The sequence below is a fragment of the Parabacteroides sp. HGS0025 genome, assembly GCF_000969845.1.
In the GTDB taxonomy this organism is placed as follows: domain Bacteria; phylum Bacteroidota; class Bacteroidia; order Bacteroidales; family Tannerellaceae; genus Parabacteroides; species Parabacteroides gordonii.
On sequence record NZ_KQ033902.1, the window covers coordinates 1913020 to 1936287 of the forward strand.

At 46.7% G+C, this 23268-nt stretch carries 16 protein-coding genes and 2 tRNA genes; 9 read left to right on the forward strand and 9 right to left on the reverse strand.

Annotation, left to right across the window (positions count from 1 at the left end):
- Positions 1–81: 81 nt before the first annotated feature.
- Positions 82–1434, forward strand: a complete 1353-nt coding sequence (locus HMPREF1212_RS07345; RefSeq protein ID WP_046148925.1) for an MATE family efflux transporter — start codon at positions 82–84, stop codon at positions 1432–1434.
- Positions 1435–1452: 18 nt separating this feature from the next.
- Here HMPREF1212_RS07345 and HMPREF1212_RS07350 read toward each other — a convergent pair whose 3' ends face one another.
- Positions 1453–2310, reverse strand: coding sequence for a BRO-N domain-containing protein (locus HMPREF1212_RS07350; RefSeq protein ID WP_046148926.1), 858 nt, complete (start codon positions 2308–2310; stop codon positions 1453–1455).
- An 8-nt stretch (positions 2311–2318) separates the two neighbouring features.
- On the reverse strand, positions 2319–4049 hold the full coding sequence (locus HMPREF1212_RS07355) for an SGNH/GDSL hydrolase family protein (RefSeq protein ID WP_046148927.1): 1731 nt from the start codon (positions 4047–4049) through the stop codon (positions 2319–2321).
- A gap of 122 nt (positions 4050–4171) precedes the next feature.
- Here HMPREF1212_RS07355 and HMPREF1212_RS07360 point away from each other — a divergent pair, with 122 nt between their 5' ends.
- On the forward strand, positions 4172–6160 hold the full coding sequence (locus HMPREF1212_RS07360; protein ID WP_046148928.1) for a glycoside hydrolase family 97 protein: 1989 nt from the start codon (positions 4172–4174) through the stop codon (positions 6158–6160).
- Between the two features lie 21 nt (positions 6161–6181).
- On the opposite strand, the gene HMPREF1212_RS07365 is transcribed toward HMPREF1212_RS07360, so the two are convergent.
- Positions 6182–6649: a GNAT family N-acetyltransferase gene (locus HMPREF1212_RS07365; protein WP_028728417.1), complete on the reverse strand. Its 468-nt coding sequence runs from the start codon at positions 6647–6649 to the stop codon at positions 6182–6184.
- Between the two features lie 4 nt (positions 6650–6653).
- Positions 6654–8126: a RimK family protein gene (locus HMPREF1212_RS07370; protein ID WP_028728418.1), complete on the reverse strand. Its 1473-nt coding sequence runs from the start codon at positions 8124–8126 to the stop codon at positions 6654–6656.
- Positions 8127–8454: 328 nt separating this feature from the next.
- On the opposite strand from HMPREF1212_RS07370, the gene HMPREF1212_RS26280 reads away from it, so the two are divergent.
- Together HMPREF1212_RS26280 and HMPREF1212_RS07380 are read left to right on the forward strand one after the other, a co-directional pair.
- Positions 8455–9045, forward strand: a complete 591-nt coding sequence (locus HMPREF1212_RS26280; protein ID WP_157316956.1) for a protease inhibitor I42 family protein — start codon at positions 8455–8457, stop codon at positions 9043–9045.
- A 20-nt stretch (positions 9046–9065) separates the two neighbouring features.
- On the forward strand, positions 9066–9368 hold the full coding sequence (locus tag HMPREF1212_RS07380) for a hypothetical protein (protein ID WP_046148929.1): 303 nt from the start codon (positions 9066–9068) through the stop codon (positions 9366–9368).
- A 77-nt stretch (positions 9369–9445) separates the two neighbouring features.
- Here the strand turns inward: HMPREF1212_RS07380 and HMPREF1212_RS07385 are convergent.
- Together HMPREF1212_RS07385 and HMPREF1212_RS07390 are read right to left on the reverse strand one after the other, a co-directional pair.
- A tRNA-Cys gene (locus HMPREF1212_RS07385) sits at positions 9446–9517 on the reverse strand.
- 35 nt (positions 9518–9552) lie between these two features.
- Positions 9553–9624 (reverse strand) — tRNA-Cys (locus tag HMPREF1212_RS07390).
- 157 nt (positions 9625–9781) lie between these two features.
- On the opposite strand from HMPREF1212_RS07390, the gene rfbC reads away from it, so the two are divergent.
- Positions 9782–10342 carry a dTDP-4-dehydrorhamnose 3,5-epimerase gene (gene rfbC / locus HMPREF1212_RS07395; RefSeq protein ID WP_028728421.1) on the forward strand — a complete coding sequence of 187 codons (561 nt, stop codon included), beginning with the start codon at positions 9782–9784 and terminating at the stop codon, positions 10340–10342.
- Positions 10343–10350: 8 nt separating this feature from the next.
- The gene (gene rfbB, locus HMPREF1212_RS07400; RefSeq protein ID WP_046148930.1) at positions 10351–11490 is read left to right on the forward strand and encodes a dTDP-glucose 4,6-dehydratase; all 1140 of its coding nucleotides are present in this window, start codon (positions 10351–10353) and stop codon (positions 11488–11490) included.
- Here the strand turns inward: rfbB and HMPREF1212_RS07405 are convergent, their stop codons facing one another.
- Positions 11491–14784, reverse strand: coding sequence for an AsmA-like C-terminal region-containing protein (locus HMPREF1212_RS07405; protein ID WP_046148931.1), 3294 nt, complete (start codon positions 14782–14784; stop codon positions 11491–11493).
- Between the two features lie 87 nt (positions 14785–14871).
- On the opposite strand from HMPREF1212_RS07405, the gene HMPREF1212_RS07410 reads away from it, so the two are divergent.
- Positions 14872–15756 carry a LysR family transcriptional regulator gene (locus HMPREF1212_RS07410; RefSeq protein WP_028728424.1) on the forward strand — a complete coding sequence of 295 codons (885 nt, stop codon included), beginning with the start codon at positions 14872–14874 and terminating at the stop codon, positions 15754–15756.
- A 47-nt stretch (positions 15757–15803) separates the two neighbouring features.
- Here HMPREF1212_RS07410 and HMPREF1212_RS27115 read toward each other — a convergent pair whose 3' ends face one another.
- On the reverse strand, positions 15804–18479 hold the full coding sequence (locus HMPREF1212_RS27115) for a DUF6383 domain-containing protein (RefSeq protein ID WP_198293257.1): 2676 nt from the start codon (positions 18477–18479) through the stop codon (positions 15804–15806).
- A gap of 158 nt (positions 18480–18637) precedes the next feature.
- A complete protein-coding gene (locus HMPREF1212_RS07420; protein ID WP_046148933.1) occupies positions 18638–19420 on the reverse strand; it encodes a DUF4469 domain-containing protein in 783 nt (260 codons plus the stop codon).
- Positions 19421–19793: 373 nt separating this feature from the next.
- On the opposite strand from HMPREF1212_RS07420, the gene HMPREF1212_RS07425 reads away from it, so the two are divergent.
- Positions 19794–20849 carry a YeiH family protein gene (locus HMPREF1212_RS07425; RefSeq protein WP_046148934.1) on the forward strand — a complete coding sequence of 352 codons (1056 nt, stop codon included), beginning with the start codon at positions 19794–19796 and terminating at the stop codon, positions 20847–20849.
- A gap of 39 nt (positions 20850–20888) precedes the next feature.
- A complete protein-coding gene (locus HMPREF1212_RS07430) occupies positions 20889–23234 on the forward strand; it encodes a transglycosylase domain-containing protein (RefSeq protein ID WP_046148935.1) in 2346 nt (781 codons plus the stop codon).
- The last annotated feature ends 34 nt before the right edge of the window (positions 23235–23268 follow it).

Genomic DNA, 23268 nt, shown 5'->3' on the forward strand with positions numbered 1-23268 from the left:
CTGCCGAAATTATCTTATGGTAATTTTTATCTGAAAAGAGCTCACTACCTTTGCAGCCGGAAACCAAAAGTGAGTTGATTTATGAATAAGGACAAAGCTCTCTTCCGCCAGGAAAGGGAGAAATTATTGTTGACAGGTGAAATTCCCCGTTTATTTTTTAAGTATGCACTTCCCGGCGTTGTGGGATTATTGTTCCTGGGTATACAATCTGTGATCGACGGGATTGTGCTTGGACGCTTCGTCGGTGCCAATGCGTTGGCCAGTGTGAATCTTGTTTTGCCGTGTTATAGTTTGATATCTGCGTTTGCGATCGTGATGGGTATCGGGGGGCAGACTCTTGTTAGTATCAGCCTCGGAAAAGGAGATAAGCAGGAGGCGAATAATGCCTTACGCTCGGTGTTCCTGTTTTTGCTGGGAATGTCGGTGGTGGTGAGCCTGGTGATTTTTTTGTCAGCAGGAAAGATTGCATCTTTTTTGGGTGCGAACGAAGTGTTGCTACCCGATGCGGTTGGTTACATACGGGCGCTTGTACCGTTCTTCCCGCTGCTGTGTGCGATGTTTTTCGGTGACTATATCATCAAGGCGATGGGTCATCCGCTGTATGCGACCTCTGTCATGGGGCTGACGGTGATACTGAATATTATCTTGGATATCGTGTTTGTTGCCAGGTTGGGATGGGGCGTTATGGGAGCCGGTTTGGCTACCGGTATTGCTTTTACGGTAGGTGCTTGTTTCAATTTGCCCCGTCTGTTTTCGCGCCATGAAGTGGTAGCCGTGCAGCGTGGACGCTATGATCGCCGGCTGGTGTGGAACGCTTTCTATAACGGTTCGTCCGAAGGAATGTCGGAGTTGTCGGTGGCGATCACGGTTTTCCTCTTCAATATTACCATGATGAGGTATCTGGGGGAGAGTGGGGTGGCTGCGTTTACGGCAATCAATTATATATTGTTTATCGGAACGACTGTATTCCTGGGCATATCGGATGGGATCATTCCTATTATCGGATATAATTTCGGGGCCCGGCAGCAGGGGCGTATCAAGTCGATCCTGAAGTTGGCGGCACGGACTAATTCGCTGATCGGGATCAGTTTATTCCTGTTGCTGTTGCTGTTTGGCGAGCAGGTGATCGGGCTCTTTTTCAAGGATCACGGAAGTGAAGCGTTTGCGATCGCTTCGCGGGGTGTTTCGATCTATTGTTTCGCCTTTTTGTTGTGTGGGCTGAATATTCTGGCATCCAGCTATTTTACCGCGATTGGGAATGCCAAGATATCCATTATTATTTCAGCTTTGAGAGGACTCATATTTGTCGGGATCGGAATACTTGTCCTCCCTGCTGTGTTCGGTATCGATGCGATCTGGTATGATGTACCGATAGCTGAGGTTTGTACCTTGTCTGTCTCTTTCTGGCTGGTACGCCGTTCGTTGAAACAATAAGGTAGGCCTTTTTGAGGTCTACTCTTCTCCGGTCTTTTTATTTTCTTTTTTATCTTGTTTCAGAGATAGAATATTTTTGGCATTGAGAGGGGTGACCACAGGCTGTCCTGTCTTTTCTTCCAGTTCTAATCTGGCATTGCGTGCTACAGTAGCACCTTGCTGCGCTACATCTGCATGTTCATCGAAAGAGTCCGGGCCTATGGCTTCCGAGATCTCTTTCGTTGAAAGTTCAGCAAGCATGTTCAATACTAATTCTTTGTTAGTCATATTATCACGCAGGTTCTCTTTCTTCAGACCTTTGAATTGCTTATACTCTTTCGCTGTTTTTCCTGCCCATGTCTTATAAATAATATCTGTGAGAGTGGCAAACTGCACGCCTTCCTCCAAGCCGTGGCGTTTCCATTCGTCGGTCAGGTCTTTGCGGATCTCAATACTTTTGAGACGTTGGTTGATCCAGTTGTCTGAATAACCCAATGCTTTATATTCCATCATAGCCCGGTCGATTGTCAGTTCCGGATCCTGCATTTCATCTAATCGTTCTTTTGCGATCTGAGCCATCCAGAGCTTAAACGGCTCTGCCTTAGGTGAGGGGACGGATTGGATCAGACGGAAAAGCTGTTCGGTGGTGGCTACGTCGGTTTTGTAATATTTGCCATCACTTGAGGGTATTTTCAGTTGTACGATTTTAGCGTACAACTGGCTTCCTTCTTTTAGTAACTTACGTTTCAGGTCACTCCAATAACGACGTGGATTATCACTATCCGTCAATACGGCAATTACATCCACTATGGAAAAAAACCATTCTTCCGTTTCGCTATCCCATACGGTACGTACTTTCTTTTCTTCAAAGATTTTGATTGCATTCTGTTGTGTCATATCTTATCTTATTTTATCGTTTTAGCTATTAACTGATATCCTTTCTCGTTGGGATGCAGGCCGTCATTGAAGAGCGACTCGTCGATCTTTCCGGTGGGCAGGAGCAGGGCTGTTCCGGCATCACTGAACAGACAGTTTTCCTCGCCAGCCATTGTTTGGATCTGTCGGTTTATATTCTTTACCCAATCCTCATGTTCCCGGCGGGGTAGGATACCCATGACTTTGATAGAGGCTTTCGGTTGGCGTTCGCGGATGGCGGACAGTAGGAACCGGAGGCCTTCCACTATTTCACGGTCGCTGCTTATTCCCATATTGTTTGTGCCTATCATCAGGACAACTTTCTCTGCTTCATATCCATCCAGTTCGCCATGATAAACGCGCCAGAGCACGTTTTCTATCCGGTCGAAACCATATCCCAGGTTTTGGAATCCGGCAGGCTCCATGATCTTTTTCCAACTTTTTGAACCGTTGCTTCGGGGGGCGGCCGGTTCTCCTCCCCAGAAATGAGTGATAGAATTACCCAATATGACTGCCTTAGGAGGATGATTGCCGATCCAGGCGAGGAGGTCGCGGTGGCGCGTCTGCCATTCGTAATTGTTCGGTTCGCGGCGTTGGGTCACCGGGCGGGTGGTCGGCAGGTTGCCTACCGGAATATGAAGGATTTCGCGCACTTTCTTTTCCACGGCTGTTGCCTGCGCTTCTGCCCCCAAGTCGGAAGGATGTACATAATCCACCCAGGCATCCGGCGAATAATTCAATTCGTCATGCGTCAGGTAATACAGGTCTTTGATCCCTTCAGACTGTAATTTCTCGAAACCTTTGCGTGAACCTTCGTTCAGGCGGGTATATAATTCATACTGGGCTTTGTTTGTAGGCGCATTACTGTAGCCTGCATGCTCGACAAGCAGGATAGGAGCGTTGCGGGTGGCTCTGATCTGCTTGACGGCTGCTACCACGAGGTCGGTCACTTCCTGTTCCGTATTCTGCGTGAGGTTGGGAAGGCAATCCAGTATATACAGGCGGGCATCCTGTTTGATCACGTAGTTTAATACTTCTTTTTCCAGCTTGCCATTGCCCGAAAATCCCAGATTGATAAGCGGATACCCCAGCGAACGTTGCAGGATATTGCCCCATGCCATGCCCGGACGGGACGAACAAGCTCCCTGGGCGATGGAGGTTCCGTAAAGTACGATCGGCTTTTCGGGCGATTGCGGGATGAACGTCAGTTCGCTTTCTTCCGGTGTACCGATCTCCATCCATTCTACCGTATTGTATAAAGGTAAGTAAAGACGGTATTCAAATCCACGGTCATGATATTTATCTTTGCCTAAACCTTTATAACTATATTGGATCGTGTCGCCAAAAGAATAATTGCCGAAACAGAAACCCCATTGACCCTCACTGTCGATGCTGTAAAGGTCGAGTCCGGAAACGCCGGTAGCCTGCATATGAGGCATGCTGTGTGATCCGCTGACTTGGTAACGGACAGTTATCTCCGGGGAATTGCAGTAAAAATGGATAGCTAATCCGGCAGCATTACGGGACAGGTTCCAAACGGGAGGCCTTACCTGGTCTTTTGCCCTATCCGGTAAACGCACATATTTATAACCGATCTCTCCGGGCCATCCCTGGTTTTGTACTACAGGAAAACCTGCTTTCATCGGATCTTGCCATTTCCACTGCGCTTCGGCAGCGAAGAATGTCATACACAGAATTAATAAGGAAATGAGTCGTTTCATAGGTTGTTATCGTGTTTTTATAGTACTTTTGATACAATATTGACAAAGATAGTACAATTTCGGAAATGCTGTTTTTGTTTATTCCCGTATATTTGCTGCCACTAAACAAAAAGTTAAATACCATGAAAGTAAAAGCACTGTTAGCCTTCCTGCTGATAGGAAGTATGTCTTTGATGGCTCAAAAGAGCTATCAGTTACAGTCACCGGACAGAAAATTACAAGTCGTAGTTGAGGTTGGGGATGAAGTCGGATTTTCATTGACCCATGATGGAACGGAAGTGTTGGCACCCTCTGTTATCTCGATGACTTTGCAGAACGGCGAAGTTCTGGGAGCAAATCCGAAAGTGTCGAAAGTGACGAAAGGTTCGGTTGATAAGGTTATTCCTTCTCCTTTATATAAGAAATCGGAAGTGGCGGATGTCTATAATGAAATGACTATCGCTTTCCGGGGCGATTACAGCATCGCCTTCCGTTTGTATAACGATGGTCTCGCTTACCGTTTTATGACCAGGAAGAAAGGGGACATCATTGTAACGGACGAGAATGCCACTTATAATTTCTCTTCCGACCACAAGACTTTTGCTCCTTACGTGAACAGTACGAAGCCGACCTTTGAAGAGCAATTCTCCAACTCATTCGAGCAGCCGTATGTAAATGAGCCGATCACTAAGCTGAACAGCCAGCGTTTAATGATCCTGCCTTTCCTGGTTGAACTCGAAAACGGAAAGAAGCTATGTATCACGGAAGCCGACCTGGAAGATTATCCGGGTATGTTCCTGAACAACTCCACCGATAAGCCATCTTTGAAATCCGTCCATGCCCCTTATCCTAAACGGAAAGAACAGGGCGGGCATAACCGTCTTCAGATGTTGGTAAAGGAACGTGAGAATTATATTGCTAAGACGAAAGGTACCCGTTCTTTCCCCTGGCGTGTATTCGTAGTGTCTGAAAACGACGGCCAGTTGGCTGATTGCGATATGGTGTATCGCCTGGCATCCCCCAGCCGTATTAGCGATGTCTCCTGGATCAAGCCGGGTAAGGTTGCCTGGGATTGGTGGAACGACTGGAATATTTATAATGTTGATTTTCGTGCCGGCATCAATAACGATACCTATAAATATTATATCGACTTCGCTTCCGAGCATGGTATCGAGTATGTGATCCTGGATGAAGGTTGGGCAGTCAACCTGGAAGCCGACTTGCTGAAGGTGATCCCGGAGATCGATCTGAAGGAAATCGTAACTTATGCCAAGTCTAAAAATGTGGAAATTATCCTTTGGGCAGGTTATTATGCTTTCGACCGTGATATGGAGAACGTGGTGAAACAGTATGCCGATATGGGGGTAAAAGGTTTCAAAGTGGACTTTATGGATCGTGACGATCAGGAGATAATAGACTTCCTCTATCGTTCGGCCGAAACTTGTGCCCGATATAAAATGATGGTTGATTTCCACGGGATCTGTAAACCGACCGGCTTGCAGCGTACGTATCCGAACGTTATCAATTATGAAGGTGTGAATGGGCTGGAACAGTTGAAATGGTCGCCTACTTCTTATGATATGGTCACTTACGACGTAACCTTCCCGTTTATCCGTATGGTTGCCGGCCCGGTAGATTATACCCAGGGAGCTATGCGGAATGCCACCCGCAACAATTACCGCCCTGTCAATTCCGAACCGATGAGCCAGGGAACCCGCTGCCGCCAATTGGCTACTTACGTGATCTTTGAATCACCGTTGAATATGCTTTGCGATAACCCTTCCAACTATATGCGTGAACAGGAATGTACCGAGTTTATCGCCAACATCCCGACTGTGTGGGAAGAAACGAAAGTGTTGGACGGTAAAGTCTCCGAATATGTGGCGATTGCCCGTAAACATGGCGGTAACTGGTATGTAGGCGCTTTGACCAACTGGGATCCGCGCGAAATGGAGTTGGATCTTTCTTTCCTGGGAGATGGCGATTATAAACTGGAATTATTTAAAGACGGTATCAACGCCGACCGTGCCGCCTGCGATTATAAGAAGGAAGTCCTGCAGGTTCCTGCCAACCGCAAGCTGAAGATCAAAATGGCTCCGGGCGGAGGATATGCTGCGAAGATATATAAATAAGTAAGATGCCGGTTGGCAAGATCATATCTTGTCACCGGCTATCTTTCTCTGCATATAATAAGCATTCGAACCATCCGCATAATAATTAGCGATTATGTGGGTTGGTTCGAATTTGTTTTTCAGATACAAACCGATGGCCGGTTCGTTAGTAACATTCACTTCCAGCGTTATTTTTCTCAGTTGCCGGAGCTCTGCAAACTCAACCGCTTTGTCTATCAGCATTTGCCCCAGTTTCTTCCCTCTTGAACCGGGATGTACGGCAACGGAGTAGATACGGAGATTGCGGGTGCGGGCATTCGAGATCAATGAGATATAGGCAATAACCTTCTCCTCATATATTACGACGTAAAATATCCCCTTTGCCCGGGTGATAAGATAAATGAACTGTTTCCTGGAAAAGCTGTCTGCACCGAAACAGGTCGTTTCTATTTCCAGTATCGCATCGAGGTCTGTAATGACCGCCTGTCTGACAATGATCTCCGTATCCATTCTGCTAGAAGTGTTTCATATCCAGTGTACGACCGAAGTGATTCAGTATTCTGTAATACAGGTCATCCCCCAGTACGGCATCTTCAATCCCATGATCGATACTCGGGTTATCATTGATCTCGATAACCATTGCCCGGTCGTTGACCAGCTTCATATCGACACCATACAACCCTTTACCGATAAGCGAAGCCGCTTTGACAGCCGTGTCGAGCACTTTACGGGGTACCTGGTAAATAGGAATCGTATCAACCAGTCCACAGCGGCTTCTTCCTGAGTCATAATGACAATAGATCTGCCAGTGCCCTTTGGCCATATAATATTTGCAGGCATACAGCGGCTCACCGTTGAGGATACCGATACGCCAGTCATATTCGGTAGGGGTAAACTCCTGGGCAAGCAGGATGGACGATTTGTCGAACAGCAAATCGAGTGCCGCTTTCAACTCCGTTTCATTTGTCACTTTCTTCATACCGAAAGAGAAGGAACCGTCCGGTATTTTCAGGATGAACGGAGAGCCCAGCTGGTTGCTGATCTGTTCAAAAGTGTTTTCGTTCGACCGGAAAATCAGCATGGATAGCGGAGCCGGTATTTTTTCCTTCTCGAACAATTCATTCAGATAGACCTTGTTAGTGCATCGTATAATGGATAACGGGTCATCTATCACCACCATGCCGTTCTGCTTCGCCAGTTGCGAAAGACGGAACGTGTAATGGTTCAGTGAAGTCGTCGTACGGATAAACAACGCATCAAACTCCATCAGCCGGGTCGCATCCTCTTCTGTGATCAGCTCGGCATGTATATCCATCTTTTTGGCTACTTCAAGCAGCTTATTCAACGCCTGTTTGTTGCTGGGCGGGAATTTCTCTTCCGGGTCGTATAATACGGCCAGACTGTACCGGGCTGATTTTACGGTTTGAGGAGCGCGCCACACTTTCTTGTTGAAACGGTCGAGTGCTTCAGCAAAGAAGTTCTGTTCCTCATCATCCAGTTGTTCCAACGATAAAAACTGGATCCCTTCGATCTGGTTCTTTGGACGGGTATTCAAGCTGATCCTTAACAAGGGAGCCGGATAGTTTTCGAAAATGAACCGGGCTATCTTTTCCAGTCCTTTTTCTTTACAGGTGCCGAAATAGATATTCAGATACCAGATCTCATCGGTAATATTATTCTTCTGTATCCACTGATAACAGAGTTTTTGTAAATTCCGATCCATCCGGACACCCGCACCGGCTTCCAGTTTGTTGATGATATCTACTCCGGGGATCACTTTGTGCCCCCTGGTTTGGGCCAGTAGTGAACAGTAATACCCTTCCGAGTTATAACTGTAGTCATTACTAAGGTTTATTACGAACTTACTCCCCTTTTCTTTCTGGAGAGATTTGTTCTTCAAATAATCGGAAACGGCCAGTATGCTACTGGTTTTATAATAAGGTTTCCAATCATTTAAGCTATCTAACAGAATTAGCACATTATTCATAGATGAATATTAAATAAGTGCGCAAAAATAGCTAAATAAATCAATCTGCAATGCTAATAAATCCTTTTATAATTGGGGTGAGATAAAATTGTTTGTTAATGCTCCCGACGGTCGTTTAGGAGGATGAAAGATGGTTAAAATAAGGTGACAAGTTGATGACAGCGGTATGATGGAGGGGTGACATCTCTTTTGTCTTATGACAATACACCTGTTGTCACCTCAAAAAGTTTGATATTCTTTGCGTTGATTAATTTTTCCTTTTTATTTGCTGGTGAAGATACGGATAGTTTAAGGGCTATCTTATTACATAATCTTAAATATTATGAACATGGAAAAAAAGGAAAATTCTCAAGGTAGAGGTCTGAAATTGTATGAGACGTTTACGGTAGAACGTGAAGTTAATTTTAGTACGGGTGCGAACTGTTATTTATCACGTTTGGAAGGTGGTTTAATCCTCTTGGATGAAGATGTGATAAAACCGGAATCAGGCTTAATGGGAGCACCTGGAAAAAAAGTTTTTGTTTTTAAAGCGGTGTTCCCTGGAATGGCTGCTTATCAATTAGCTCATACACATGTTTCTGAATCGGATATTCTGTATGAACAAGTGCTGCCTGTTGAAATAAAGGAAGACAATGTCGACCGGTTGACGGCTGGGGGCTGGAGTGATCAGCATGACTTATCCCCGGAAGAAGTTGTAGTTTTTCGGAAAGCGATGGAAGGGCTGTGTGGAGTTATGTATGAACCTCTGTCGGTAGCGACTCAGATAGTGGAAGGTGTCAATTACCGTTATATCTGTAAGTCTACGACTGTAACGAACCCTCCGCGTGAGTCTCATGCGATGGTGTATATTCATCAGACATTGCCTTGCTACGGTGGCGAGGTGATGATTACCAAGATTGTTCCGTTTTTGAATGATTAATAATAAAAAATAGAGTTATTATGCAAGAAGTAAGCAAAATTGCATGTGTAAATGCAGCTGGTTTTGTACAAGAGTTTCGTGTAGTATGGGAGGGTGGAAAATCTGATTTATCAGAACGTTATCCGAATCCGCAGTCAAGAACTATTGATTTGACAAGGTACAATATCCCGGACGGAACAGAAGTTTGGGTAGAGGTTCATGCTATTTTAGGAAAAACTAAACAAGCTTCCAAGCATGTGAGATTTTCTCGTAATAGTTCCGCAGCGGCTACTTATCGTACGACAGGTACGACATTGTTTTTCAATATTGGTCTGGAAGGTTAGTAAGATTAAAAAAACTCTGTGTTTTAATCGAAATAAAAAAAGAAGGTGTCCGAAAAAGACACCTTCTTTGCTTTTCGAGGTTCCTGGCGGATTCGAACCGCCGTACATGGTTTTGCAGACCACTGACTAAGCCACTCATCCAAGGAACCGGATTTGTTTTGCTCGAACGATTATCATTTTTGTGAGGTTCCTGGCGGATTCGAACCGCCGTACACGGTTTTGCAGACCGCTGACTAAGCCACTCATCCAAGGAACCGTTTGTTTCAAATGATGTCTTATCGTTTTTGCGAGTGCAAAGAAAGGTATTATCTTTTGAATATGCAAATCTTTTTCATTCTTTTTGCAGGCGTTGATAGTTGCAGAACTAAGGAAAAAGAAGTTACTTTGTCTCCTGTTAGTATAAATATAAAGGGATGAATTATATAGAAACGGAAATACCCGGTGTCTGGATCATTGAACCAAAGGTGTTTAATGATGCACGGGGATATTTTATGGAAGCTTTTAAACAAGCTGAATTTGAACAAAACATTGGTAAGGTAAATTTTATTCAGGATAATGAATCCTGTTCTTCGAAAGGAGTGCTCAGAGGCTTACACTACCAGTTGGCTCCTTATTCGCAGTCGAAGTTGGTTCGGGTGATAACAGGGCGTGTGTTGGATGTGGCTGTCGATCTGCGTGCCGGATCTCCGACCTTCGGCAAATACGTATCTGTCGAGCTTTCTGCGGAAAACAAACGGCAGTTCTTTATCCCGCAAGGGTTTGCCCACGGGTTTCATGTGCTGAGTGAAGAAGCGATTTTTACCTATAAGGTAGATAATCCTTATATGCCGAGCCATGAAAGAGGTCTCCGGTTTGATGACCCGACGGTTGGTGTAGACTGGGGGATCACAGACATAAAGGCTGTGAATTTATCAGAGAAAGATACAAAAGCCCCTCTGTTGAGTGAGGCGGAATATAATTTTACATTTAAATAATACGGACGATGAAGACTTATCTGGTTACCGGGGCTGCCGGTTTTATTGGTGCTAACTTTATCAAATATATGCTGGCGGAACATCAGGATATAAAGATCGTGGTTCTCGACCTGTTGACTTATGCAGGTAATCTGGGTACGATTGCAGAAGATATCGATGGCAAACGTTGTGAATTCGTAAAAGGAGATATTTGTGATCGGGCGCTGGCCGATGAGCTTTTTGCAAAGTATAACTTCGATTATGTGGTTAACTTTGCTGCCGAAAGTCATGTAGACCGTAGTATTGAAGATCCGCAGTTATTCCTTGTTACAAATATATTAGGTACGCAAAACTTGCTCGATGCCGCCCGCAAGGCCTGGGTGACAGGCAAAGACGAAACCGGTTATCCCCAATGGCGGGAAGGTGTCCGTTTCCATCAGGTTTCGACCGACGAAGTATATGGCAGCCTGGGAGCTGAAGGCTATTTCCACGAAACAACCCCGTTGGATCCGAGAAGTCCGTACAGTGCGTCCAAGACCAGTGCCGACCTGTTTGTGAAGGCTTATTCCGATACCTATAAAATGCCGGTAAGCATCACCCGTTGTTCTAATAACTACGGCCCGTATCATTTCCCCGAAAAGCTGATCCCGCTTATTATCAAGAATATACTGGAAGGTAAATCACTGCCAGTGTATGGCGACGGGACAAATGTAAGGGACTGGCTGTATGTTGAAGATCATTGCAAGGCTATCGACGCCGTGATCCATCGCGGACGGGTAGGTGAGGTATATAATGTAGGCGGCCATAACGAAAAGCAGAATATTGAAATCGTTAAGCTGACTATCAGTACGATCCACCGGTTAATGACCGAGCAACCCGAATATCGTCAGATGCTGAAGAAGAAAGAGATCGGCCCGGACGGTGAAATCTCGATCGACTGGATCAATGACAGCCTGATCACATTCGTTAAAGACCGCCTCGGACACGATCAGCGTTATGCTATCGACCCGACAAAGATCTCAGAGGAATTAGGCTGGACACCTGAAACCAGTTTTGAGGTCGGTATCGTAAAAACAATCCGCTGGTATCTGGAAAACCAACAGTGGGTGGAAGATATCACCGGTGGCGATTACATGAAATATTACGACCAGATGTACTCTGGCCGTTGACTATAAAACACCGGTTTCTTCCATAGCCGGTGTTGATATTTGATTAGAAGATGAGAGGCTGCTCACCAGTTCGGGAGCAGTCTCTTTTATTTGTTTACGGATCGACTCGCGTATCTCCTTCCTTACGTTGGTACGGGTGCTGTCCAGTTCAGCTTCTTTGGCAGGCTTAAAGAGGTCTTTGTAACGGCATTTCACGATCTTATATTTGAAGTCGTCCAGATTGCCGGTTATGTCTATACCGAGCTTGAACGGGACAGGCGATTTCAATACCGACAGATGGTAGTTGAATGTCATATCCAGGTTGTGCGTCCCCCCGACGGCTACTTTGTAACGATCCATTTCGACGAGGAAAGGGAATACTTCTATCTTGTTATCCTTGATAGCCAGGTCGACGGAAATACTATCTATCACGTTACGTTTCTTATTCTTAAACATAAGCGTTTTTGAAATCTCGGTGAATGTTTCGCCATCCAGCAACACCATATTCTCTCCATGCAGGTAACAGGCCGAATGCAATGACGGCAGTTCGATCGACATGGTAGAGTCCATCTTACAGGTAGCCGTGATCTGACAGTCTACGACCCCTTCGAACGAACGAAGCATCGGAACCAATGTGTCGATAGCGGGATAGAGGCTGATCAATTTTTCGACCATAACATCCTCCATATCGAGATCGAACCCGGCGGAGGCACCGCTGTTATCTTTTGCCGTATAGAACATCGTCATGTTACCACGGCCGATATTCGAATTCATGGCCAGGTTGCTCAGGTTGATGCTTTGGTCGCGGATAATTATTTCACCTTCAACATTGCTAAGTTCCGCATCTTTGAAGTCTATCCTTTTGGCATCGGTATGAAGCGTCATATCCAGGTAGGCCGGGATGACAAATACCTGGTCGGTCGTGTCGAGCGAGGCTACCGTTATGGAATCCTGCAAGGTGTGGGTATCCAGCGTAGCCAGGCTTTCTGCACTCAGGCTTTCCTGATCTGTGGAACCGTGCTGTTCGGCATATTGCATTCCGGAGTTCATGGCTTTTATTAGCTGGTTGCAATCGATATAATCGGAGGTAAGGGAGAACTTTCCTTTCAGCTTGCCGCCCCGCAACATCGCCTGGCGTATCTTATTGATCTCTCCGTTCAACACGAAATTACTCTTACCCAGATGCAGGCGGGCATCGGTGAGAGTGATGTCGTTGGTGTTGAACTTCATCGTAGTCTGATCTATTTTTATAGGAATAGGCATCATACGGCTGAATCCGCGCATTTGTTTGAATGACAGGCTGCCGCGTACTTCCCATTGCCGTAACAACTGGGTGGTGACGTCGGTTGAATCTGTTTGGGCCGGGTTGCCTGCCGTCCGGGGACGGCGTACACGTCTTGTCGTGTTAATGCGCGTGGTGTCTGTCCGGGCAAGCCTACGCTGGCGCATGGCATCGCGATAAGGTAAAGCCTGCAGGTTAAACGTATTTTCAGAGAGTATCATACCGGTGCGCATCGGGATACTGAAATAACGGAGGGTATCGACAGAGATCGTGGCTCCGACCGTTGGTATCCGCTTGTCGGAGTCCGAAGATTTGATTCCCCCCTTCAATACCGTCCGTCCGGCAACCAGCAATACAGAGTCCGGTAACCGGGTACGCAGGTAGTCGAACCTGATTTGTCCCGTCATCGGGATAACGGCGGTCGTGTCTATTACAGGAGAGGTCTTTGCCTGTATGGCCAACTTACTTATATTGGTACTGATGGCTTCCTGATATTTAACGTTCAGGCTATCGACCGACATCGACATGCTTAGCAGGTCTTTGTTATCCAGGTAAGAACTGCTCGCCCCGGTAGAGTCGACAGAAAAATGAGCCTTGGTGATGAATACATCCATCCCCAGCGGTTGGCTGTAAGCTTTCAGCGTATCTATATTCAGCCGGCCGGAGGCATGTATCTTTCCGTACTGGCTGTTCAACAGATCGTCCACATTGAACGATGCGGAAAGGTCGGCATCCATTACACCTTGTACAAGCAATGTATCCGGGTTGAGGAACTCTTTCGCCAGGCGGGTAAAGTCGATCTTTCCCTTTATATTGGCATCAACATTCGGTGAGGTGAGCAGGTTGGTGACTTTGCCCTGCATATCGAGAGAGGTTGTTAAGCCTTTCAGTGTCAGTTGTTCGAGAGAGACGAACGAGGAGTCGGGGTACAGCCCGTTCAGATGCAGATCCATATCCATTTGCAGGGTGTCGATACCCTGTTTGAGCCCTTTCATATGATAAGAACCGTTCTCAATCTTGCAACACAGGTTGACGGACGGCGCGATACTGTCGCCCAGGAAGCCATGTATATTCCCTTCCATAATAATAGAACCTTTCGCCAGTGTCTTGTCCCGGTTTTGGAAATAAGCATCGGGGATGAAATGAAGCAGGTCGTTCATATCGGATATCTTAAGCCCGACTTCCATATCGATCCGGGTCTGTTTCAGCAGGGGCAGGCTGCTGATGGAACCGTCGGCGGTGAAAGGCAGGTTGTTTACCAGCAACTCGGCATTATTCAGGGTAACTGTGTTGAAGTTGTCCGAGAGCAGGAGCTGGCTTTTCAGTTTCAATGCCAGTTTATTCTCTAATGTATAGGTCGGGCTACTAAAGAGGATGGAAGTGGAGCCGGTTTCGATATCCAGTTTGTTTTCCCCATTGGTCAGCGAACCGTCCAGGTTGAGGAAGAAGCCGTTTATTTCGGCAAACAGGTCGCCCTGGTGGTCGTCGTAGGTGAAACGGCCGTTGGTGATGCGTACTTTCTGCAGGTCGATAGGTGGTAAAGGCTTCTTATCGGTTTCGGTAGAGTCGGGTTCACTCGAATAAATGTCCCAGTTGGCGGCTCCTTTTTTGTTGACATAGCCATAAAAGCGGGGTTCTTCTATATTTATTTCGCCGATCGTGATCTTGCCCCCGAACAGATAGTCGGTTGGGCGGAGCGAAATGATTGCTTTCTTAAATGCCAGCAGCGAGTCGGACGGGATAGCCAGTTCCTCGACATGGGCGGTCGAGTCTTCGGCGGCATGCGAGATCAGGTGCCCGTTGATCAGTTTGATCCCCAGGTGCGGGTACGTTTCGAAATAGGTCAGCTCGATCCGCTCGCAGTCCAGATGGGCGTCGAGGAATTTGTTCGTTTGTTCGATAACGAGTGGAGTTAACCTCTCCGGTGGAAGAACTCCCCAGTTAAGTATACTGAATCCGATACCCGGAAGGATAAAGAACAGGGTAACGAGAATGATTGCGACGATTGTTAGTGCTTTTTTGCTTATCTTCATAATGCCTTCATGTTATGGTCATACAAAAGTATGTAAATAAACTCATATCTTTGTCCCTGATAAGTTTATTTAAAAATTATAAGGGATATGGATTTTCGCCTGAAGGTATTTTATAGCGTAGCGACTAACCTGAGCTTTACAAAAGCGTCGAAGGAATTGTTTATCAGTCAACCTGCCATAAGCAAACATATTCATGAACTGGAAGTGCAATATAAAACCCCGCTTTTCGACCGTACAGGCAACCGCATTGTGCTGACCCGTGCCGGGGAACTGTTATTGTCGCACACCAATACACTGCTGGCCGCCTACCGGCAACTGGATTTTGAAATGAACCTGCTTACGGATAATGTCTGTGGAGAGTTGCGTCTGGGAGCCAGTACCACGATCGCGCAATATGTGCTGCCGCCTATCCTGTCGTCCTTTGTCCGCAAGTTCCCGGATATCCGCGTGTCGCTGCTTAACGGGAACAGCCATGATATAGAAAAGGCTCTCCGCGACGGAAAGATCACGCTGGGGCTGGTGGAAGGATATGCCCGTCAGAGTTCGCTCCATTATACCCCTTTCATGAAAGATGAACTAGTGGTGATCACCCATACCGGAAGCAAACTGGCTCATTACGAGGAGCTGACGCTCGAACAGTTATGTACCCTTCCCCTCGTGCTTCGTGAGAATGGTTCGGGTACGTTGGCCGTATTGGAGTCGGCTTTAGGCGAACATCAGATCAAATTATCCCACTTGAAAGTATTAATGCAGCTGGGAAGCACGGAGAGTATCAAGCTTTTCCTGGAGAATTCGGATGCGCTGGCAATCGTTTCGGTGCGTGCCGTAGCCCGCGAACTGATGTCGGGAGTATTTAAGGTGATCGATGTGACTGATTTCTCTGCCGAGCGGATGTTCTCTTTTGTGCAACTGATGGGGCAGAGTGGGGGATTGGAAGAGAGCTTTATGCGGTATACGGAGACCTATAAATAAAGAAGGAGCTGTTTCAACAGCCCCTTCTTTATTTATAGATTTCGGCTTTACAATACCGTTTTATATACTCTTTCTCCTGCCTTTACGAAATAGACACCTTTCGGTAATGCTATCCGTTCCCCGCTATCGGTAACAGGTAGCATTGTTTTCAAACGTCCGTCGGGCGTAAAGATATACACTTTTTCAGGCTTCGGCGTTTGTATATGCAGATAACCGCCTCCGGCATAGATACGGATACCTTCCGTCTGTAACTCCTCATTCGCTACCGGATCGGGGTTCTTCACGATGCCGTCGATAGATATCGCTACATTATCACGCACGTATTTCACAATGTAGGCACCATCGGAAGTGCGCGGTATCAGCGTTTCACCGCGGTCGGTTGTTACAACGGGTTCCGATTGGTTATAATCGCTATCGAGGGTGAGATAAAAGCGGAAACTACTCCATGACTCCACCTGATACTCACCCGCCACCGGGTCGGTCGTGGCTCCTTCAACAGCCGGGATCGTTACGGTATAGTAGATTGGGTCGGGTTTCACTACCGGTTGATCGGAATTCCCCGGTTTTTTCAGTTCGATACTGCGGGTGTCGGTGGTCGAATGTCCGGCCACATCGGTAACGGTTACCGCTATACTATGCGTGCCGTAGTCCAGCGGGGTGAGGGAAAGTGTATAGCTCTTGTCACCTTGTGTAAAGTCGCTGACGGTTGTTTCGCCTGCGCTGTTTAGATTGTAGGTGATAGAAGCGATGCCGCTATATGCATCACCCACTTCGAGGGTAAAACTCTTGCCGTCTGCACCTTTTACGGGTTCACCGATGGTAGGGGCGGACTTATCGAGATTGATATCGACAGACTTCTCGGTAAGGGGATTGGTGCGTCCGTCGCGTTTCAATTGGTAGCGGACGGTGTGCTTGCCTTCCCGGTCGAAGGTGAGGGAGGTGGCTGTCCAGTCGTCTGTACTGCGTAACTCCGTAACTCCGGTCTGTTTGATCTTGAAGTCGGTAGGGGCTTTGATAATGACATTTCCGGTGTACCAATCGCCGACCTTCGAGCTTCCGGTTTCGGCTTCCGGAGTAGCTTCTTTATCTGCTATATTCTCGGCAATCAGAGTGAATGATTTGGTTTCATCAACCGTTAGTGTATAATTGGATGCTTTGAAGTTTCCGGCATTGTTGTCGGCAAGTGCCAGATTGCCGCTTTTAATTTTCTTGTCGCTGTTGTCCCATTTCAGATGATCGGTAAACGCGGGAGTTTCTCCGCTGACCTGACCGCTATAAGTATAGGTTGGAAAATAAGTGGTGGACTCATCCTGATAAAGAACCTGTCCGTCTTCCGGGGTGACAGTGAGGGTTCCTGCGGTGATTGTAAATTGCTTTTCAACGGAACTGCCACCGAAGTATTTATTCTTTTGGGGAGCAATTATTACCGTTGCAGTCCCTACATTTACGTTATTGGAATAAGTAAGTACATAATCAGTATTCAGTGTTAACGTATTACCACTATTTTGGTCGGTTACTGTAGGTGTCGGTTCGATAGCTAATCCGATATAAGTATAGCTCGCCGGTAGAATATCGTTTATTTTTATAGTGGGATAGGGGGATAACACTCCATCAACACCGTTGGGAACTGTCCCTGTGTTATGGATTGTACCATTGTTAGTTAGTGTTCCACTTCCCTCTGTTTTTATTGTCCCGTTATTAACCAGCGTTTTGTCATTCTCAATAATTAAAGAAGCTCCATCCTGTATTGTAAGTGTAGTCCCTTCTTCGTTTATATAGCCATCAGGAAGAATAGTATTACCGTATACAGATCCATTCTTTAACTCTGTCTCATTATCGCCAATAAACAAAATACCGCCATTTTTCTCTGTATTTGTCGCATTAATCTTCCCTGTCTTGATGACGGGATTTCCGGAGATAGTGATTTTACCATCTGTGTTATTGTCACCTCCACCGATGCCATTTCCCAAGGCCGTGATCACTCCACCGGTGATCAGGATGGTTCCGGCCCCGGCAGTCCCCGCTCCATTATATCCACCATATCCTCCTATACAGGCTGACTTAGATCCTCCTATAGCTGTAATATTTCCTCCGGTTATTGTTATGGAACCATTGTTTGTGTTAGTTGACCTGTTATAGCTCCCACCAATACCAGGTCCATCGTCGGTATTTTTAGCCGTAATCGTTCCGCTTTCAATAGTAATATTGCCGCAGCTTGTATCGTAATTTCCTCCGATTCCGGCACCGCTCGAACATCCTATTGCCGTTAATTCCCCCTCTCCCCGGATGAATAATGTAGCTCCTTCGGGAACACTGAGACCGCTTTTGTCCGGATTTTCTGCGGTTAATTCGTTTTTGCCTTTCAGCGTTAAGTTTAGTGTGGCATCGGGAGAAACAGAGAACGGGCCATCCTGTTTGCCATTCTTGATCGATAGCCCATCGATTGTTACATTTGCTATTACACCTCCTGCTATTGTTATATTATCGGACGAAGTTCCCGAAATAGTTATCGGTTTGCTACTTTTAATCGTTAATACATTTACGTGATAAAAGTCATCTGTTGTTAATGTATATTCATAATCATCCGGACTGCTCCCTTCGGTGACTATTGTCAGGCCTGAATCTCCGATATTTGTCTTTAGTTTTGCTTGTCCATAGCCTTTCCCTGTGTATAAAAGCATCAGCAGACAAAATAAAGTTATCGATCGCATCTGTTGTTTCATACCTATAAATTCTTTTTGCATATATGATTGAAAATTGATTACTAAAATTTACGTCACCCGTCTCCGAGGGGAGACGACAAGCGTCTGCGACCGGAGACGGGTGGCATCTCCCCTCGGAGACGGCTACCGTCTGTGTGGAGAGGGGAGATGAGGATGGGTTACTCGATGACCGGACGGTCGTCTTCGCCACTACCGGCACCTACGGTAAGCACATAGGGGAAACGACTGCGGCGCACCTCTTTGACGAGGGTCTTGCTGTTGCTTCCGGCCTGGGTGGCTATTTCGAGATAATACTTTCCGTCGGCCAGTGCCGGGATCGTGAACGAGAAATGTGTCGGTTCGTTACGTGAAACCGACGTCATCGGAACGGCTGTTTTTGTGTCGTCTTGTTCGGCAATGAAGAAGAAACCGACCGGCTTTCCTTCTTCTCCGGCAATGCGGACACGCTTGCCTTCGCCGTTGAGGTTACCGCCGGCAGTTATTTTGCCATTTATCGCGCCGGTAACCACGTCGGTAACTTTGATAATGGTCGGCATGCCTTCTTCCACCTTATTCACGATCACGTCTATCGTTTTCATCTCATCGCGTATCTCGGCACGCGGAGAGCTATGTAAAACAACGTGATTGACCTCAGGATTAAACTTGGCTTCGGGGCCGATAAAGGACCCGTCTGCGCTCAATGAATTGTTGCTGAAACCGAATTCTACGGTAGAAGCAGAGTAGAGCTCTTCCTTCGCCTGAGCGTATAAATCGTTGTAAGCACTTTCGAGTTCGGTTGCGCTGAACTTGCTTTTATTGGCGGCTGCGAGTCGGCAAAGGTCTTTTATCGTACGGTTGGCTACGTAAATAGTGTTGAATGTGAAGTCATCTTCACGTTCTGTCATCTTGTTCGGTGTCAGATTACCGATGATGCTGCGTTTCTTTGGTTCATTGTTTGCCATGATGCTTTGAATTTGATTAGTTCGGGAAGAACTAGGGTGAGAAAAAGATATTTTCTGTCAGAAACAAGTGGTTCAAACAGCTAAATATCTCCTTTTTTCGTATATGTTTTACATGAAGCTTAAAAATCAAGTGCTATTTATGCTTATTTTTGGCATAAATACCTATCTTTGCGACCATAATTAACGTAGTTCTTCCCGAACTCACTCCATTTACTATTCATCTAATATCTTCATTATATTAGTATTACGTGAAATCAAATTTTAGCTGATAACTAGGGGTTATGATCCATAAAAAATAATAAAGATGTTATCCTGTAAAAAACCTTTACTTTTGCCGGCGGTTAAGCAAGTTATATATTAAATAATAAATGATATGTTTAGTGAAAAACGGAGTAATGTGCTTCATGGCGTCCTGTTGATCGCCCTTTTTTCTTTCTCTGCTTTCTATATTGCAGAGTTCCAGTTTATCAAAGATCTTTCATTCAGCCCGCTCATCGTGGGTATTATCCTGGGTATGTTGTATGCCAACAGCCTGCGTAATCATTTGCCGGAAACCTGGGTTCCGGGTATCCTTTTCTGTACGAAACAGGTGCTTCGGGCGGGTATCGTGTTGTATGGTTTCCGTTTGACCTTCCAGAGTGTGGTGGCGATCGGCTTACCGGCTATCTTGGTGGATGTGATCATTGTAGGGGCTACGATCGGGATCGGTATGTTGCTCGGTAAGTTGTTGAAGATGGATAAAGACCTGTCGTTGCTGACGGCTACAGGTAGTGCCATTTGTGGTGCGGCGGCTGTACTGGGTGCCGAACCGGTTGTGAAGAGCGAGCCGCATAAGACGGCGGTTGCTGTTTCGACGGTGGTTATCTTCGGTACGATTTCCATGTTTCTTTATCCTGCTTTATACCGTGCCGGTTTTCTGGATTTAGACCCGCAACAGATGGGTGTCTATACAGGGTCGACTTTGCATGAGGTGGCCCACGTGGTGGGAGCCGGTAATGCGATGGGAAAGGAAATATCGGATGCGGCTGTTATCGTAAAGATGATCCGCGTGATGATGTTGGCTCCGGTGTTGGTGATCATGAGCTTTGCTTTGGCTCGTACGGGCGTGAAGGCTGTGGCCGGAGCAGTGAAAGGTAATGGAACTGTTGCGGCTAAACGTGGTAAGATTACTATACCTTGGTTTGCTTTCGGGTTCCTGGCCGTGATCGGTTTCAATTCGTTCGACCTGCTTCCCCATGCCGTGGTAGACGGTATTAATAATGTAGATACGTTTATGCTGACAATGGCTATGACGGCACTCGGTACGGAGACAAGCATTGAGAAATTCAAAAAAGCTGGAGCCAAACCGTTTATATTGGCCTTGTTATTATATGTATGGTTATTGGTAGGAGGCTATTGTTTGGCTAAGTATTTGATGCCGATGTTGTAATTATTTTCTATCTTTGCGCTTTCTAAGTAAATAAAGAAGATGGCATCAAAGATTACAAAAGGCATTATCATTTCGTTTTGGGTATTGTTCGCCGCGGGGGTAGGTGTTGTATTCCTGTTGTTTTATTCAATAGCGAATGGCTCTATCGGCTATATGCCGCCGGTGGAACAGCTCGAAAATCCGATCGATAAATATGCATCCCAGGTTATCTCGTCCGACGGGAAAACGCTGGGAAGTTATGCACATAGTAAAGATAACCGTATTTATGTGAACTACCAGGATCTTTCGCCCGACCTGGTGAAGGCGTTGATCGCTACTGAAGATGTCCGTTTCAGCGAACATAGCGGTATCGATGCATTGGGGCTTTTCCGTGCTATTGTGAAGCGCGGTATCCTGATGCAGAAGAGCGGTGGGGGCGGTAGTACCATTACCCAGCAGTTGGCTAAACAGTTGTTTTCGCCGAATGCCGATAACCTGATGGAGCGTCTGTTCCAGAAGCCGATCGAATGGGTGATTGCCGTCCAGTTGGAACGCTATTATACGAAGGAAGAGATCATTAATATGTATCTGAATAAATTCGACTTCCTGTATAATGCTGTCGGTATTCAATCGGCTGCCCGGGTTTATTTCGGTACTAATCCGAAGAATCTGAAGACAGAGGAAGCGGCTACGCTGGTCGGTATGTGTAAGAACCCTTCTTACTTCAATCCGGTACGTCAGAATGAACGTACACGAGGCCGCCGTAATACGGTGCTGGAGCAAATGCAGAAAGCAGGTTATATCACCCGTGCCGAATGCGATTCGCTGAAGGCGCTGCCGCTGACCGTGCGTTTTACCCGTATGGATCACAAGGACGGCCCGGCGCCTTACTTCCGTGAATATCTGCGTATTTTGATGACCCGCAAGAAACCCGACCGTGCTGAGTACAGGGGTTGGCAGAAACAGCAGTTCTATGAAGACTCCCTGGCCTGGGAAACCAATCCGCTTTATGGCTGGTGCAACAAGAACAAGAAAGCGGATGGCGAGTTCTACAATCTTTATACCGATGGCTTGAAGATATATACGACGATCGACTCCCGTATGCAGCAGTATGCGGAAGAGGCTGTTCGCGAGCATTTCAGCAAAGACCTGCAACCTGCTTTCTTCCAGGCAAACAAAAAGAAGAAACAGGCTCCTTTCTCGATAGACCTTCGCCCGGGTGAAGTGGATACCATTCTGACACGTGCCATGCACCAGACCGACCGCTACCGGATTATGAAAAAGGCCGGCGAGAAAGAGGAAGAGATACGCAAGGTGTTCAATACGCCTGTCGATATGCGTGTATTCTCCTGGAACGGGCCGATCGACACGCTTATGTCGCCGATGGACTCTATCCGTTATCATAAAAGCTTCCTGCGTACCGGCTTCATGTCGATGGATCCGCGTACCGGTTATGTAAAAGCTTATGTAGGGGGGATCGATTATAACGACTTCCAGTATGATATGGTGAATGGCGGACGCCGCCAGATCGGTTCGACTATCAAACCGTTCCTTTATTCGCTGGCGATGATTGAAGGTTTCAGCCCGTGCGACGAAATGATGCATGTGCAAAATACATACTTTGACGAGAACGGTATCCCCTGGACACCGCGTAATGCCAGTGCCAAACGGGTCGGCGAACGTGTTTCCATCCAGTGGGGGTTGCAGAATTCGGACAACTGGGTGACGGCGTGGCTGATGAGCCAGATGTCTCCTTATACGTTCGTACGCCTGCTCCATTCGTTCGGTTTGAAAAACCAGATGGATCCTGTGATCTCGATTTGTCTCGGTACGCCTGACGTTTCGGTGGGCGAAATGGTAAGTGGTTATACTGTCTTTGCCAACAAGGGGATCCGTGCGGAACCGATTTATGTGACCCGTATAGAAGACCCGTATGGAAATACGATTGCCAGCTTCAATTCGCAGATGAGCGAGGTGTTGACGGAAGATGCTTCCTATAAGATGCTCCATATGCTGAAGAATGTGATCGATGGCGGAACAGGTAGCCGTGTCCGTTTCCGTTATGGTATCAAGGCGCCGATGGGCGGTAAGACCGGTACGACACAGAACAACTCCGACGGTTGGTTCATGGCCTTTACCCCGAGCCTGGTGTCGGGTTGCTGGGTAGGAGGTGAAGAACGTTCCATCCATTTCGACCGTCTGTCGGAAGGACAGGGGGCAAGCATGGCTTTGCCTATCTACGGTTTGTTCATGCAGAAAGTATATGCCGACAAGACGCTCGGTTATTCGGAGGAGGAGGATTTTGATGTCCCCGAACAATATGCGAACCCTTGTAAGACGACAACGGAAGAAGAGCGGAGGCATACTCCGGCAGATATTGGCGGTATCGACAAGATGTTCGAATAACAGACTAAGTTAATTAACATACCCGGCTCCCACA